Origin of the sequence: Enterobacter cloacae complex sp. P42RS (assembly GCF_014930595.1) — a bacterium.
GTDB lineage: Bacteria > Pseudomonadota > Gammaproteobacteria > Enterobacterales > Enterobacteriaceae > Enterobacter > Enterobacter bugandensis.
Window position 1 is genome coordinate 43376 of record NZ_JADBRK010000011.1, and the last position, 14666, is coordinate 58041.

Sequence of the window (14666 nt, forward strand, 5' to 3'; positions counted from 1 at the left end):
ATGATTCGCTTTGAACACGTCAGCAAGGCCTATCTCGGTGGGAGACAAGCGCTGCAGGGGGTGACGTTCCACCTGCAGCCAGGCGAGATGGCATTCCTGACCGGCCATTCCGGCGCGGGGAAAAGTACCCTGCTCAAGCTTATCTGTGGGATCGAACGGCCAAGCGCCGGGAAAATCTGGTTCAGCGGCCACGAAATTAGCCGTCTGAAAAACCGTGAAGTGCCGTTTCTGCGTCGTCAGATCGGCATGATTTTCCAGGATCACCACCTGCTGATGGATCGCACCGTTTTCGATAACGTGGCGATCCCGCTGATTATTGCCGGCGCCAGCTATGACGATATCCGCCGTCGCGTCTCTGCGGCGCTGGACAAGGTCGGGCTGCTGGACAAAGCGAAGAACTTCCCGATCCAGCTTTCCGGCGGTGAACAGCAGCGCGTGGGCATCGCCCGCGCGGTGGTGAACAAGCCTGCCGTACTGCTGGCGGATGAACCGACCGGTAACCTGGACGATGCCCTGTCCGAAGGGATTTTGCGTCTGTTTGAGGAATTCAACCGCGTAGGGGTAACGGTACTGATGGCGACGCACGACATGGGGCTGATTTCCCGTCGTTCGTACCGCATGCTGACCCTGAGCGACGGGCATTTGCACGGAGGCCACGGTGAACAAGCGTGATGCAATGAACCAGATTCGGCAGTTCGGGAACCGGTTCGACCGTTTCCGTAAGCCGCAGGGCGGCGGTGACGGCAATCGTAATGCGCCTAAGCGCCAGAAAGCGGCGCCGAAACCGGCCTCCCGCAAGACCAACGTGTTTAACGAACAGGTGCGCTACGCCTTCCACGGCGCGCTGCAGGATCTGAAAAGCAAACCGCTGGCGACGTTCCTGACGGTGATGGTGATTGCCATCTCCCTGACGCTGCCAAGCGTCTGCTACATGGTCTATAAGAACGTCAACCAGGCGGCGTCGCAGTATTACCCTTCACCGCAGATCACCGTTTATCTGGATAAAGCGCTCGACGATAACGCGGCGGCGCAGGTGGTCGGGCAAATCCAGGCCGAGCAGGGCGTGGAGAAGGTGAATTATCTCTCCCGTGAAGAAGCGTTGGGCGAGTTCCGTAACTGGTCAGGCTTTGGCGGCGCGCTGGACATGCTGGAAGAGAACCCGCTGCCCGCCGTGGCGGTGGTGATCCCGAAGCTGGATTTCCAGGGTACCGATTCGCTGAATACCCTGCGCGACCGGATCACACGCATCAACGGGATTGATGAAGTGCGCATGGACGACAGCTGGTTTGCCCGTCTTGCGGCGCTGACCGGGTTGGTGGGGCGCGTGTCGGCGATGATCGGCGTGCTGATGGTGGCGGCGGTGTTCCTCGTCATCGGTAACAGCGTGCGTCTGAGCATCTTTGCGCGTCGCGATACCATCAACGTGCAAAAACTGATTGGCGCAACGGATGGTTTCATCCTGCGTCCGTTCCTCTACGGTGGCGCACTGCTCGGTTTCTCCGGCGCATTTCTTTCACTGATATTGTCAGAAATTTTGGTTATGCGGCTTTCGTCTGCCGTCACAGAAGTGGCGCAGGTTTTCGGAACTAAGTTTGATATCAGTGGCTTAGGCTTCGATGAATGCCTTCTGTTGCTGCTGGTGTGCTCCATGATCGGCTGGATTGCCGCATGGCTGGCAACGGTTCAACATTTACGCCACTTTACTCCCGACTAATAAAAGCGTGATATAATCTTTCCCTGCACCGAGATGTTCGCTCTGCAGGGAAAGCGTCCCTGTTGTCTCTTCCCCTGTTATCATCTCCATGTCACATTTTGTGCGTAATTTATTCACTGTTGCACCTGGAACTTGTGGATAAAATCACTGTCTGATAAAAGAGTGAATGCTAATCTCGTTGCTCAAACGCTTTGGCATGGTTGTTGCCTGACGGGGACAGCCTGGACCAGAAGAAACATTGAGAGGAATGAATGACCAAAGAAATGCAAACTTTAGCTTTAGCCCCTGTTGGTAACCTGGAATCTTACATCCGGGCTGCGAACACCTGGCCGATGTTAACGGCCGAGGAAGAAAAGGAGCTTGCTGAAAAGCTGCATTACCAGGGCGATCTGGAAGCAGCGAAAAAGCTGATCCTGTCTCACCTGCGCTTTGTTGTTCACATTGCTCGTAACTATGCGGGCTATGGCCTGCCGCAGGCGGACTTGATTCAGGAAGGTAACATCGGCCTGATGAAGGCTGTACGTCGCTTTAACCCGGAAGTGGGCGTGCGACTGGTCTCCTTCGCCGTACACTGGATCAAAGCAGAAATTCATGAATACGTGCTGCGCAACTGGCGTATCGTGAAAGTCGCCACGACAAAAGCGCAACGTAAGCTGTTCTTCAACCTGCGTAAAACCAAGCAGCGTCTGGGCTGGTTCAATCAGGATGAAGTGGAAATGGTGGCGCGCGAGCTGGGTGTATCCAGCAAAGACGTCCGTGAGATGGAATCCCGTATGGCCGCGCAGGACATGACCTTTGATATGTCCTCCGACGACGACGCATCTGACAGCCAGCCGATGGCACCGGTTCTGTATCTGCAGGATAAAACCTCTAACTTTGCCGACGGCATTGAAGAGGACAACTGGGAAGATCAGGCCGCGAACAAGCTGACCCATGCGATGGAAGGCCTCGACGAGCGTAGCCAGGATATCATCCGTGCCCGCTGGCTGGACGAAGACAACAAGTCCACGCTGCAGGAGCTGGCCGACCGCTACGGCGTTTCTGCTGAACGTGTCCGTCAGCTTGAAAAGAACGCCATGAAAAAACTTCGCGCTGCTATCGAAGCGTAATTACCGCGAAGTACACCGAGAGCCCTCGAATGCAAATTCGGGGGTTCTGTTTTTTTAGCGCCCGCTCTGGCGAATTTCTCCCCCCTGGCAAACACTTACTGATGCGCTAAGCAGGCGATTTTCTCAGGGGGTCAGGGTGAAAAATAACGAACTGAACGACCGGCGTTTACAGGCAACGCCGCGCGGCATCGGGGTGATGTGTAGCTTCTATGCTGATAAAGCCGAAAACGCCACGGTGTGGGACGTGGAAGGCAATGAGTACATCGACTTCGCCGCCGGGATCGCGGTGCTGAATACCGGCCATCGCCATCCCAAAGTTATCTCCGCTATCGAAAAACAACTCCACGCTTTTACCCACACGGCCTACCAGATTGTGCCGTATGAGGGCTATGTGGCGCTTGCCGAGCGCATCAACCAGCGCGTGCCGATTAATGGCCCGGCCAAAACCGCCTTCTTCTCGACGGGTGCTGAAGCGGTCGAAAACGCGGTCAAAATTGCCCGCGCGTATACCAGACGCCCCGGCCTTATCACCTTCGGCGGCGCGTTCCACGGGCGCACCTTTATGACCATGGCGCTGACCGGTAAGGTCGCGCCGTACAAGCTGGGTTTCGGCCCGTTCCCCGGTTCGGTATACCACGCTCAATTCCCTGATGATCTGCACGGCATCAGCACGGCGGAAGCATTAAAAAGCCTGGAGCGCATCTTTAAGGCGGATATCGCCCCAGACCAGGTGGCGGCCATTATTCTCGAACCGGTTCAGGGAGAGGGCGGGTTCAACATTGCGCCCGCTGATTTTATGCAGGCGCTGCGCGCCCTGTGCGATACCCACGGAATTTTGCTGATTGCCGACGAGGTGCAAAGCGGCTTCGCCCGCACCGGCAAGCTGTTCGCGATGGAACACCACTGCGTGAAGCCGGACCTGATCACCATGGCAAAAAGCCTCGCGGGCGGGATGCCGCTCTCAGCAGTATCGGGCCGCGCCGAGGTGATGGACGCGCCTGCACCTGGCGGACTGGGCGGTACCTACGCAGGTAACCCGCTGGCGATTGCCGCGGCCCACGCGGTGCTGGACGTGATTGATGAGGAAGATCTCTGCACGCGCTCGGCGCATCTCGGCCATCATCTGGTAGAAGTGCTCAACAAAGCGAAGGAAAACTGCCCGTTCATCGCCGACATCCGTGCCCAGGGCTCGATGGTCGCGGTAGAGTTTAACGATCCGCAATCCGGGCAACCGTCGCCGGAATTTACCCGTCAGGTGCAGGAGCGCGCGTTGAACGAAGGGCTGCTGCTCCTGAGCTGCGGCGTTTACGGCAACGTGATCCGCTTCCTTTATCCGCTTACCATCCCAGAAGCGCAGTTCCGTAAAGCGCTGGACATTATCTTCGCGTCGCTGACACGTTAAAGCCACCAGCCCGGCGGTAAATCCTGTCGGGCTTATCATATATTCATTTCAAATTAGCTATTCCAAAATCATAAAAATGGGGTATGTTTTAGCAGAGTATGCTGAAAAAGCGCGAACAGCACACCAATAACTGAAATAAAGCGCTGCACAACAACATCACAACAATCGTAATAACCATAATAATGGGGAATCTCAGGATGAACATGAAGGGTAAAGCGTTACTGGCAGGATGTATCGCGTTGGCATTCAGCACCATGGCGCAGGCAGATATTAAAGTGGCCGTGGTGGGCGCAATGTCCGGTCCGGTAGCACAGTACGGCGACCAGGAATTTACGGGCGCAGAACAGGCAGTTGCAGACATTAATGCTAAGGGCGGCATCAAGGGCGAAAAACTGCAGATCGTAAAATACGACGATGCCTGTGACCCGAAGCAAGCGGTCGCGGTGGCGAACAAAGTGGTCAACGACGGCATCAAATACGTTATCGGTCACCTGTGCTCCTCTTCTACTCAGCCCGCGTCTGACATCTACGAAGACGAAGGTATTCTGATGATCACCCCGGCTGCGACCGCACCGGAGCTGACCGCGCGCGGCTACAAGCTGACCCTGCGTACCACCGGTCTGGACTCCGATCAGGGCCCAACGGCGGCTAAGTACATTCTGGAAAAAGTGAAGCCGCAGCGTATCGCGATTGTTCATGACAAACAGCAGTATGGTGAAGGTCTGGCCCGTGCGGTGCAGGACGGTCTGAAAAAAGGCAATGCCAACGTGGTCTTCTTTGATGGGATCACCGCTGGCGAGAAAGACTTCTCCACCCTGGTGGCGCGTCTGAAGAAAGAGAATATCGACTTCGTTTACTACGGCGGCTACCACCCGGAAATGGGCCAGATCCTGCGCCAGGCGCGCGCGGCGGGTCTGAAAACCCAGTTCATGGGCCCGGAAGGCGTGGCGAACGTTTCCCTGTCTAACATCGCGGGTGAATCTGCCGAAGGTCTGCTGGTGACCAAGCCTAAGAACTACGACCAGGTGCCAGCGAACAAACCTATCGTAGATGCCATCAAGGCGAAGAAGCAGGATCCAAGCGGCGCGTTCGTCTGGACCACCTACGCAGCGCTGCAGTCTCTGCAGGCAGGTCTGAATCAGTCAGCCGATCCGGCTGAGATTGCCACCTGGCTGAAAGCCAACACGGTGGAAACCGTGATGGGGCCGCTCTCCTGGGACGCGAAGGGCGATCTGAAAGGCTTCGAGTTCGGCGTGTTTGACTGGCATGCTAACGGAACGGCGACAGACGCCAAATAAAAGCAAAAAGGCAACTTAAGTTGCCTTTTTTAATGTTTTCTCCCTCTCCCCGTGGGAGAGGGCCGGGGTGAGGGCATCATGCCGCACCGCACAATTCATCCCAAACGCTTCTCCCACCCGCTCTCCTGCGCCGTAAACCCTAACGCCTGCATAAACGCTGCCATCACGCCGCGGTCTTCCACGCCCACGTCGGCCATCCACCATGAGTTTACGTTCGGGTTTTCGCGGATCACTTCTTCAATTAAATACTGTCCCACACCGCGACGACGGGTCACGTCACGCACGCGCAGCGAGTCCAGCGCTCCCTCCGTGCCGCTCAGGGTCACGCGAACCGCGGCCAGCAGGCGCTCGTTGAAGCGCGCGGCATAAATGCGATGGTTCTCGTCGACATGCAGCGACGAAGGGGAATATTCCGGCCAGATCTTGCCCAGGTCGATATGATCCTGGTCGCTAAAGGTCACCAGACGCACGATAGTCAGTTTCATTAGCAGCTTGTCCAAATCAAATTGAGTAGAGGCAGTGTACTCAATTTATTCACTCAGCGGCTTCCTCTTTTTATTCTCATTAACCAGGTGATTAGTTTTTTAGCAATGCAATGGGCAGTGTGAAAACACATGGATCGAAAAATAAGCAGAATTTTAACCTGAATGGCAGTGATTTATTCGGCGCTTTGTACCGTTATTTTATGCTGCAAACTGCACTTTTATTTGTTTATCTCTGCCTGATTTCAGAATATTATCTTTCCTTAATCGCCTGAAAAATAGAGATTTTAGTCTGGTTTTTGACAAAAAACTGCGCTAAACCATTAAAGGCACTGGTAAAAATAGCGTTGTTCATTAAAAGTACAGAATGCTTTTTAACCATAATAAAACAAAATATAAACACGACATCACGAATGGGGATTCTGAGATGAAAAGGAACGCGAAGACATTTATCGCGGGAATGGTTGCACTGGCGATCTCGCATGCGGCCATGGCGGAAGAGATTAAAGTTGCGGTAGTCGGTGCGATGTCCGGCCCTGTTGCCCAGTGGGGTGACATGGAGTTTAACGGCGCGCGTCAGGCCATCAAAGACATCAACGCCAAAGGCGGCATCAAGGGCGACAAGCTGGTAGGCGTGGAGTATGACGACGCCTGCGATCCGAAACAGGCCGTTGCGGTCGCCAACAAAATCGTCAACGACGGGATTCAGTACGTCATCGGCCACCTGTGCTCATCCTCCACCCAGCCCGCGTCCGATATCTACGAAGACGAAGGTATTCTGATGATCACTCCGGGCGCCACCAACCCGGAGCTGACCCAGCGCGGTTACCAGCACATTATGCGTACCGCCGGGCTGGACTCCTCCCAGGGGCCAACCGCGGCCAAATACATCCTCGAGACCGTTAAGCCACAGCGTATCGCCATCATTCATGACAAGCAGCAGTACGGCGAAGGCCTGGCGCGCTCCGTGCAGGACGGCCTGAAAAAAGGCGGCGCGAACATCGTCTTCTTCGACGGCATTACCGCAGGCGAAAAAGACTTCTCCGCGCTGATCGCCCGTCTGCAAAAAGAGAACATCGACTTCGTCTACTACGGCGGCTACTACCCGGAAATGGGCCAGATGCTGCGCCAGGCGCGCGCCACCGGTCTGAAAACCCAGTTTATGGGGCCAGAGGGCGTGGGCAACGCCTCCCTGTCAAACATCGCAGGGGATTCTGCCGAAGGCATGCTGGTGACGATGCCAAAACGCTATGACCAGGATCCGGCCAACAAGGCTATCGTGGATGCGCTCAAGGCGCAGAAGAAAGATCCGAGTGGTCCATACGTCTGGATCACCTACGCTGCCGTGCAGTCTCTGGCAACCGCATTGGAGCGTACCGGCAGCAAAGAGCCGCTGGATCTGGTGAAAGATTTAAAAGCACACGGGGCGAACACCGTGATTGGGCCGCTGAACTGGGATGAGAAAGGCGATCTGAAGGGATTTGAGTTTGGTGTCTTTAAGTGGCACGCCGACGGTTCGTCCTCGGTCGCCAAATAATTATCCCACCGCCCGGCTCACCGGGCGGGTATAAAAAGGTTTGCATATGTCCGAGCAGTTTCTCTACTTTTTGCAGCAGATGTTTAACGGCGTCACGCTGGGAAGCACCTACGCGCTGATCGCCATCGGCTATACGATGGTTTACGGCATTATCGGCATGATCAACTTCGCCCACGGCGAGGTGTACATGATCGGTAGCTACGTCTCCTTTATGATTATCGCCGCGCTGATGATGATGGGCATCGACAGCAGCTGGCTGCTGGTCGCCGCCGGGTTTGTTGGCGCGATCGTGATCGCCAGCGCCTACGGCTGGAGCATCGAACGCGTGGCCTACCGGCCGGTGCGCAGCTCCAAGCGTCTTATTGCGCTGATTTCCGCGATCGGGATGTCGATCTTCCTGCAAAACTACGTCAGCCTGACCGAAGGTTCGCGCGACGTGGCGTTGCCAAGCCTGTTTAACGGCCAGTGGATTGTGGGGGCCAGCGAAAACTTCTCTGCCTCTATTACCACGATGCAGCTGGTGATCTGGGTCGTGACCTTTGTCGCCATGCTCGCCCTGACCCTGTTCATCCGCTACTCCCGCATGGGACGCGCCTGCCGCGCGTGCGCGGAAGACCTGAAGATGGCGAGCCTGCTCGGCATCAACACCGACCGCGTAATCGCCCTGACCTTCGTGATTGGCGCGGCGATGGCGGCGGTAGCTGGCGTGCTGCTCGGCCAGTTTTACGGCGTAATTAACCCGTACATCGGCTTTATGGCCGGGATGAAAGCCTTCACCGCGGCGGTACTGGGCGGCATTGGCAGCATTCCGGGCGCGATGATTGGCGGCCTGATCCTGGGCGTGGCGGAAGCGCTCTCCTCGGCGTACCTGAGCACCGAATATAAAGACGTGGTGTCGTTTGCCCTGCTGATTCTGGTTCTGCTGGTGATGCCTACCGGTATTCTGGGCCGTCCGGAGGTAGAGAAAGTATGAAACCGATGCATTTTGCAATGGCGCTGCTCTCTGCCGCCATGTTCTTCGTGCTGGCCAGCGTCTTTATGGGCGTCCAGCTTGAGCTGAATGGCACCAAACTCGTTGTCGATACTGCAGCTGATATTCGCTGGCAGTGGGTCTTTATCGGCACCGCCGTGGTGTTCCTGTTCCAACTGCTGCGCCCGCTGTTCCAGAAAACGCTGAAAAATGTCTCCGGACCGAAATTCGTCCTGCCGGCGATCGACGGTTCAACGGTAAAACAGAAGCTGTTCCTCGTGGCGCTGCTGGTGGCTGCCGTGGCGTGGCCGTTTATGGTGTCGCGCGGCACGGTGGACATCGCCACCCTGACTATGATTTACGTGATCCTCGGCCTCGGTCTGAACGTGGTGGTCGGTCTCTCTGGCCTGCTGGTGCTGGGCTACGGCGGTTTCTACGCTATCGGCGCGTACACCTTCGCGCTGCTGAACCACTATTACGGCCTGGGCTTCTGGACCTGCCTGCCGCTGGCGGGGCTGGTCTCTGCCGCCGCAGGCTTCCTGCTCGGCTTCCCGGTGCTGCGCCTGCGCGGTGACTACCTGGCGATTGTGACCTTAGGCTTCGGTGAAATCGTCCGTATCCTGCTGCTCAACAACACCGAAGTGACCGGCGGCCCGAACGGCATCAGCCAGATCCCGAAGCCGACCTTCTTCGGCCTGGAGTTCAGCCGTACCGCCCGCGAAGGCGGCTGGGATACCTTCAGCAACTTCTTCGGCATCAAATATGATCCCTCTGACCGCGTAATCTGGCTCTACCTGGTGGCGCTGCTGCTGGTGGTCATCACCCTGTTCGTGATCAACCGCCTGCTGCGCATGCCGCTGGGCCGAGCGTGGGAAGCGCTGCGCGAAGATGAGATCGCCTGCCGCTCCCTGGGCCTGAACCCGACCCGCATCAAGCTGACCGCGTTCACCATCAGCGCCGCGTTTGCCGGTTTCGCCGGCACGCTGTTCGCCGCGCGTCAGGGCTTCGTCAGCCCCGAGTCGTTCACCTTTGCCGAATCGGCCTTTGTGCTGGCGATTGTGGTACTCGGCGGGATGGGCTCGCAGTTCGCCGTTATCCTCGCGGCCATCCTGCTGGTGGTCTCCCGCGAGCTGATGCGCGACTTTAACGAATACAGCATGCTGATGCTGGGTGGTTTGATGGTGCTGATGATGATCTGGCGTCCGCAGGGTCTGCTGCCGATGACGCGTCCACAGCTGAAGCTTAAGAATGTGGAAGCGAAAGGAGAGCAGGCATGAGTCAGCCATTATTATCCGTAAACGGTCTGATGATGCGTTTTGGCGGCCTGCTGGCGGTCAACAACGTGAACCTGGACCTGCATAAAAAAGAGATCGTCTCCCTGATTGGCCCGAACGGCGCGGGGAAAACCACGGTCTTTAACTGCCTGACCGGTTTCTACAAGCCGACGGGCGGCACCATCATGCTGCGCGACCAGCACCTGGAAGGGCTGCCGGGCCAGCAGATTGCCCGCATGGGCGTGGTGCGTACCTTCCAGCACGTGCGCCTGTTCCGCGAGATGACGGTGATTGAGAACCTGCTGGTGGCACAGCATCAGCAGCTGAAAACCGGCCTGTTCTCCGGCCTGCTGAAAACCCCGGCCTTCCGCCGCGCGCAGGAGGAGGCGCTCGATCGTGCCGCCACCTGGCTCGACCGCATCGGCCTGCTCCAGCACGCCAACCGTCAGGCGAGCAACCTTGCCTATGGCGACCAGCGTCGACTGGAGATCGTGCGCTGCATGGTGACGCAGCCGGAGATCCTGATGCTCGACGAACCGGCGGCGGGCCTCAACCCGAAAGAGACCAAAGAGCTGGACGAGCTGATTGCCGAGCTGCGCGATCATCACGACACCACTATCCTGCTGATTGAGCACGACATGAAGCTGGTGATGGGTATTTCGGACCGTATCTACGTGGTTAACCAGGGCACGCCGCTGGCAAACGGCACGCCGGAAGAGATCCGCAACAACCCGGACGTGATCCGCGCATACCTTGGTGAGGCATAAGATGGAAAAAGCGATGTTAACGTTCGACAAGGTCAATGCGCACTACGGCAAGATCCAGGCGCTGCACGACGTCAGCCTGCACATCAATCAGGGTGAAATCGTCACCCTGATTGGCGCCAACGGCGCGGGCAAAACCACGCTGCTCGGCACCCTGTGCGGCGACCCGCGCGCCACCAGCGGGCGGATTGTGTTCGATGGTAAAGACATTACCGACTGGCAGACCGCCAGAATCATGCGTGAGGCGGTGGCGATTGTCCCGGAAGGGCGCCGCGTCTTCTCCCGCATGACGGTGGAAGAGAACCTGGCGATGGGCGGGTTCTTCGCTCACCGCGATGAATACCAGACCCGCATCAAGTGGGTGTACGAACTCTTCCCGCGTCTGTGGGAGCGCCGCATTCAGCGTGCGGGCACCATGTCCGGCGGTGAACAGCAGATGCTGGCGATTGGCCGCGCGCTGATGAGCCAGCCGCGCCTGCTGCTGCTGGACGAGCCGTCGCTCGGCCTGGCACCAATCATTATCCAGCAGATATTCGACACCATCGAGCAGCTGCGCAAAGAGGGGATGACCATCTTCCTCGTCGAGCAGAACGCCAACCAGGCGCTGAAGCTCGCTGACCGTGGCTACGTGCTGGAGAACGGCCGCGTGGTGCTGGAAGACACCGGCGACGCGCTGCTGGCGAACGAAGCGGTGCGGAGCGCGTATCTGGGCGGCTGAGCCGTCTGTATTGCCCGGTGGCGCTACGCTTACCGGGCCTACGGATACCATGTAGGCCGGGTAAGGCGCAGCCGCCACCCGGCTTTTTTTGCATTAACCCTTTCACACAACCATCATCCCCCTGACCCTTTCCTGTCACTTATCTGTAAACAAACAGTTATTTTTCTGTCATTCGAGCATGTCATGTTACCTCGCGAGCATAAAACGCGTGATATCGCGCATCCGGCACAATAAGAGAGATGACAATGACATCGTTACGACACACAGCTTTGGGTCTGGCACTGGGTCTGGCTTTTGCGACGAACGCAATGGCTGTGACCACCATTCCGTTCTGGCATTCCATGGAAGGGGAGTTGGGTAAAGAAGTTGACTCCCTGGCGCAGCGTTTCAACGACACCCATCCGGATTACAAAATTGTGCCGGTGTATAAAGGTAACTACGAGCAGAGCCTGAGCGCGGGCATCGCCGCCTTCCGTACCGGTAACGCGCCTGCGCTGTTACAGGTTTATGAAGTGGGCACCGCCACCATGATGGCCTCCAAAGCCATCAAGCCGGTGTATGAAGTGTTCAAAGAAGCGGGCATCAACTTCGATGAATCCCGGTTCGTGCCGACCGTAGCGGGTTACTATACCGATTCCAAAACCGGTCACCTGCTGTCCCAGCCGTTTAACAGCTCCACGCCGGTGCTGTACTACAACAAAGACGCCTTCAAAAAAGCCGGTTTAGATCCGGAGCAGCCGCCAAAAACCTGGCAGGACCTGGCCGAATACACCGCGAAGCTGAAAGCAGCGGGGATGAAGTGCGGCTACGCCAGCGGCTGGCAGGGCTGGATCCAGATTGAAAACTTTAGCGCCTGGCACGGCCTGCCGGTGGCGACCAAAAATAACGGCTTCGACGGCACTGACGCGGTACTCGAGTTCAACAAGCCGGAGCAGGTGAAGCACATTGCGCTGCTTGCCGATCTGAACAAGAAGGGCGATTTCAGCTACTTCGGGCGGAAAGACGAATCCACCGAGAAGTTCTACAACGGCGACTGCGCCATTACCACCGCCTCGTCCGGCTCGCTGGCGGATATCCGTCACTACGCCAAATTTAACTATGGCGTGGGCATGATGCCGTACGACGCCGACGTGAAGGGGGCGCCGCAGAACGCCATCATCGGCGGGGCGAGCCTGTGGGTGATGCAGGGCAAAGACAAGGGCACCTACAAAGGGGTGGCCGAGTTCCTCGACTTCCTGGCGAAGCCGGAAAATGCCGCCGAATGGCACCAGAAGACCGGCTACCTGCCGATCACCAAAGCCGCGTACGATCTGACCCGCGAGCAGGGCTTCTACAGCAAAAACCCGGGTGCGGACATCGCGACGCGTCAGATGCTGAACAAGCCGCCGTTGCCGTTCACTAAAGGCCTGCGTCTGGGCAACATGCCGCAGATCCGCACCATCGTAGATGAAGAGCTGGAAAGCGTCTGGACCGGGAAGAAAACGCCACAGCAGGCGCTGGATTCCGCAGTAGAGCGCGGGAATCAGCTGCTGCGCCGCTTTGAGCAGTCGACGAAATCGTAATTTGTGATTCGCCCGGTGGCGCTGCGCTTACCGGGCTTACGACGTGCCCCATCCAGGCCGGGTAAGGCGCAGCCGCCACCCGGCATTGTTCAGGAACCCAATCTCCATGTCCTCATCCCGTCCGGTGTTTCGCTCCCGCTGGCTGCCGTACCTGTTGGTCGCGCCTCAGCTGGTCATCACCGTTATCTTCTTTATCTGGCCTGCGGGCGAAGCGCTGTGGTACTCGGTACAAAGCGTCGATCCGTTCGGGCTCTCCAGCCAGTTCGTCGGGCTGGACAACTTTACCGCGCTATTCCATGACAGCTACTACCTGGACTCCTTCTGGACGACGATGAAATTCAGCGCGCTGGTGACCGTGAGCGGTCTTGTTGCCTCGCTGTTTTTCGCCGCGCTGGTGGATTACGTGGTGCGCGGCAGCCGCCTGTATCAGACCCTGATGCTGCTGCCTTACGCCGTGGCCCCCGCCGTTGCCGCTGTGCTGTGGATCTTCCTGTTTAACCCCGGACGCGGGCTGATTACTCACTTCCTGGCAGAGTTCGGCTACGACTGGAACCACGCCCAGAACAGCGGTCAGGCAATGTTCCTGGTGGTGTTCGCCTCGGTGTGGAAGCAGATCAGCTATAACTTCCTGTTTTTCTTTGCCGCGCTGCAGTCCATTCCGCGCTCGCTGGTGGAGGCCGCGGCAATTGACGGCGCAGGCCCGATCCGCCGCTTCTTCAGGCTGTCCCTGCCGCTGATTGCCCCGGTGAGCTTCTTCCTGCTGGTGGTTAATCTCGTGTACGCCTTCTTCGACACCTTCCCGGTGATCGACGCGGCCACCGCAGGCGGCCCGGTGCAGGCGACTACCACGCTGATTTACAAAATCTACCGCGAAGGTTTTGCCGGACTCGATCTCTCTGCTTCTGCCGCGCAGTCCGTCGTGCTGATGTTCCTCGTCATCATCCTCACGGTGGTGCAGTTCCGCTATGTTGAAAGTAAGGTGCGCTACCAATGATTGAGAACCGTCGCGGGCTGACGATTTTCAGCCATACCATGCTGATTTTAGGGATTATCGTCATCCTGTTCCCGCTGTACGTGGCCTTTGTCGCCGCCACGCTGGACACCAAAGCGGTGTTCGACACGCCGATGACGCTGATCCCGGGCGGGCATCTTTTCGAGAACATGAAAACCATCTGGACCCAGGGCGTGGGCGCCAACAGCGCGCCGTTCTGGCTGATGATGCTCAACAGCTTCATCATGGCGTTCGGCATTACGGTGGGCAAAATCACGGTGTCGATGCTCTCGGCTTTCGCCATCGTCTGGTTTCGCTTTCCGCTGCGTAACCTGTTCTTCTGGATGATTTTCATCACCCTGATGCTGCCGGTGGAGGTGCGTATCTTCCCGACGGTGGAGGTGATCGCCAACCTGAAGATGCTGGACAGCTACGCGGGCTTAACCCTGCCGCTGATGGCCTCGGCGACAGCCACCTTCCTGTTCCGCCAGTTCTTTATGACCCTGCCGGACGAGCTGATTGAGGCCGCGCGCATCGACGGCGCCTCGCCGATGCGCTTCTTCCGCGACATCGTGCTGCCGCTGTCGAAAACCAACCTTGCGGCGCTGTTTGTGATCACCTTTATCTACGGCTGGAACCAGTACCTGTGGCCGCTGCTGATTATTCAGGACGTCAACCTCGGCACCGCCGTGGCGGGCATCAAAGGCATGATTGCCACCGGCGAAGGCACCACCCTCTGGAACCAGGTGATGGCGGCGATGCTGCTCACCCTAATCCCACCCGTAGTCATTGTTTTAGCCATGCAGCGCGCGTTTGTCCGCGGCCTGGTCGATAGCGAGAAATAA

14 protein-coding genes are annotated in these 14666 nt (G+C 57.6%); 13 read left to right on the top strand and 1 reads right to left on the bottom strand.

The annotated features are described in order from the left end of the window. The 5 genes from ftsE to livJ all read left to right on the top strand — a co-directional run bounded on the left by ftsE (position 1) and on the right by livJ (position 5523). The gene (gene ftsE / locus IM314_RS14340) at positions 1-672 is read left to right on the top strand and encodes a cell division ATP-binding protein FtsE (protein WP_003861525.1); all 672 of its coding nucleotides are present in this window, start codon (positions 1-3) and stop codon (positions 670-672) included. After that, the gene (gene ftsX / locus IM314_RS14345; RefSeq protein ID WP_028015142.1) at positions 659-1714 is read left to right on the top strand and encodes a permease-like cell division protein FtsX; all 1056 of its coding nucleotides are present in this window, start codon (positions 659-661) and stop codon (positions 1712-1714) included. The genes ftsE and ftsX overlap by 14 nt, the downstream gene beginning before the upstream one ends. Before the next feature lie 251 nt (positions 1715-1965). Continuing rightward, on the top strand, positions 1966-2823 hold the full coding sequence (gene rpoH / locus IM314_RS14350) for an RNA polymerase sigma factor RpoH (protein WP_028015143.1): 858 nt from the start codon (positions 1966-1968) through the stop codon (positions 2821-2823). A 136-nt stretch (positions 2824-2959) separates the two neighbouring features. Further along, on the top strand, positions 2960-4225 hold the full coding sequence (locus tag IM314_RS14355; RefSeq protein ID WP_047362619.1) for a 4-aminobutyrate--2-oxoglutarate transaminase: 1266 nt from the start codon (positions 2960-2962) through the stop codon (positions 4223-4225). Positions 4226-4422: 197 nt separating this feature from the next. Continuing rightward, the gene (gene livJ, locus IM314_RS14360) at positions 4423-5523 is read left to right on the top strand and encodes a branched chain amino acid ABC transporter substrate-binding protein LivJ (RefSeq protein ID WP_072201786.1); all 1101 of its coding nucleotides are present in this window, start codon (positions 4423-4425) and stop codon (positions 5521-5523) included. 95 nt (positions 5524-5618) lie between these two features. Here the strand turns inward: livJ and panM are convergent, their stop codons facing one another. After that, positions 5619-6008 carry an aspartate 1-decarboxylase autocleavage activator PanM gene (panM, locus tag IM314_RS14365; protein ID WP_028015145.1) on the bottom strand — a complete coding sequence of 130 codons (390 nt, stop codon included), beginning with the start codon at positions 6006-6008 and terminating at the stop codon, positions 5619-5621. A 424-nt stretch (positions 6009-6432) separates the two neighbouring features. Here panM and livK point away from each other — a divergent pair, with 424 nt between their 5' ends. From livK to ugpE, 8 genes are all read left to right on the top strand, one after another. After that, complete coding sequence (gene livK, locus IM314_RS14370; RefSeq protein WP_028015146.1) at positions 6433-7542, top strand: high-affinity branched-chain amino acid ABC transporter substrate-binding protein LivK; 1110 nt, start codon at positions 6433-6435, stop codon at positions 7540-7542. A gap of 46 nt (positions 7543-7588) precedes the next feature. Next, positions 7589-8515, top strand: a complete 927-nt coding sequence (gene livH / locus IM314_RS14375) for a high-affinity branched-chain amino acid ABC transporter permease LivH (RefSeq protein WP_028015147.1) — start codon at positions 7589-7591, stop codon at positions 8513-8515. After that, positions 8512-9789: a branched chain amino acid ABC transporter permease LivM gene (livM, locus tag IM314_RS14380; protein WP_041911555.1), complete on the top strand. Its 1278-nt coding sequence runs from the start codon at positions 8512-8514 to the stop codon at positions 9787-9789. Before livH ends, livM begins: the two co-directional genes overlap by 4 nt. Continuing rightward, entirely contained in the window at positions 9786-10553 is a 768-nt protein-coding gene (gene livG / locus IM314_RS14385; protein WP_028015149.1) for a high-affinity branched-chain amino acid ABC transporter ATP-binding protein LivG, read from the top strand. The genes livM and livG overlap by 4 nt, the downstream gene beginning before the upstream one ends. A 1-nt stretch (position 10554) precedes the next feature. Next, positions 10555-11268, top strand: a complete 714-nt coding sequence (gene livF, locus IM314_RS14390; protein ID WP_008500102.1) for a high-affinity branched-chain amino acid ABC transporter ATP-binding protein LivF — start codon at positions 10555-10557, stop codon at positions 11266-11268. A 245-nt stretch (positions 11269-11513) separates the two neighbouring features. Next, complete coding sequence (gene ugpB / locus IM314_RS14395) at positions 11514-12830, top strand: sn-glycerol-3-phosphate ABC transporter substrate-binding protein UgpB (protein WP_041911554.1); 1317 nt, start codon at positions 11514-11516, stop codon at positions 12828-12830. A 106-nt stretch (positions 12831-12936) separates the two neighbouring features. Next, positions 12937-13824, top strand: coding sequence for a sn-glycerol-3-phosphate ABC transporter permease UgpA (gene ugpA / locus IM314_RS14400; RefSeq protein ID WP_023618241.1), 888 nt, complete (start codon positions 12937-12939; stop codon positions 13822-13824). Further along, positions 13821-14666: a sn-glycerol-3-phosphate ABC transporter permease UgpE gene (gene ugpE / locus IM314_RS14405; RefSeq protein ID WP_028015153.1), complete on the top strand. Its 846-nt coding sequence runs from the start codon at positions 13821-13823 to the stop codon at positions 14664-14666. Before ugpA ends, ugpE begins: the two co-directional genes overlap by 4 nt.

Bases quoted from the DNA above. Each gene is read 5' to 3' on its own strand.
- ftsE (WP_003861525.1), top strand. From the start codon at position 1: ATGATTCGCTTTGAACACGTCAGCAAGGCCTATCTCGGTGGGAGACAA.
- rpoH (WP_028015143.1), top strand. From the start codon at position 1,966: ATGACCAAAGAAATGCAAACTTTAGCTTTAGCCCCTGTTGGTAACCTG.
- livJ (WP_072201786.1), top strand. From the start codon at position 4,423: ATGAACATGAAGGGTAAAGCGTTACTGGCAGGATGTATCGCGTTGGCA.
- panM (WP_028015145.1), bottom strand. From the start codon at position 6,008: ATGAAACTGACTATCGTGCGTCTGGTGACCTTTAGCGACCAGGATCAT.
- livK (WP_028015146.1), top strand. From the start codon at position 6,433: ATGAAAAGGAACGCGAAGACATTTATCGCGGGAATGGTTGCACTGGCG.
- livH (WP_028015147.1), top strand. From the start codon at position 7,589: ATGTCCGAGCAGTTTCTCTACTTTTTGCAGCAGATGTTTAACGGCGTC.
- livM (WP_041911555.1), top strand. From the start codon at position 8,512: ATGAAACCGATGCATTTTGCAATGGCGCTGCTCTCTGCCGCCATGTTC.
- livG (WP_028015149.1), top strand. From the start codon at position 9,786: ATGAGTCAGCCATTATTATCCGTAAACGGTCTGATGATGCGTTTTGGC.
- livF (WP_008500102.1), top strand. From the start codon at position 10,555: ATGGAAAAAGCGATGTTAACGTTCGACAAGGTCAATGCGCACTACGGC.
- ugpB (WP_041911554.1), top strand. From the start codon at position 11,514: ATGACATCGTTACGACACACAGCTTTGGGTCTGGCACTGGGTCTGGCT.
- ugpA (WP_023618241.1), top strand. From the start codon at position 12,937: ATGTCCTCATCCCGTCCGGTGTTTCGCTCCCGCTGGCTGCCGTACCTG.
- ugpE (WP_028015153.1), top strand. From the start codon at position 13,821: ATGATTGAGAACCGTCGCGGGCTGACGATTTTCAGCCATACCATGCTG.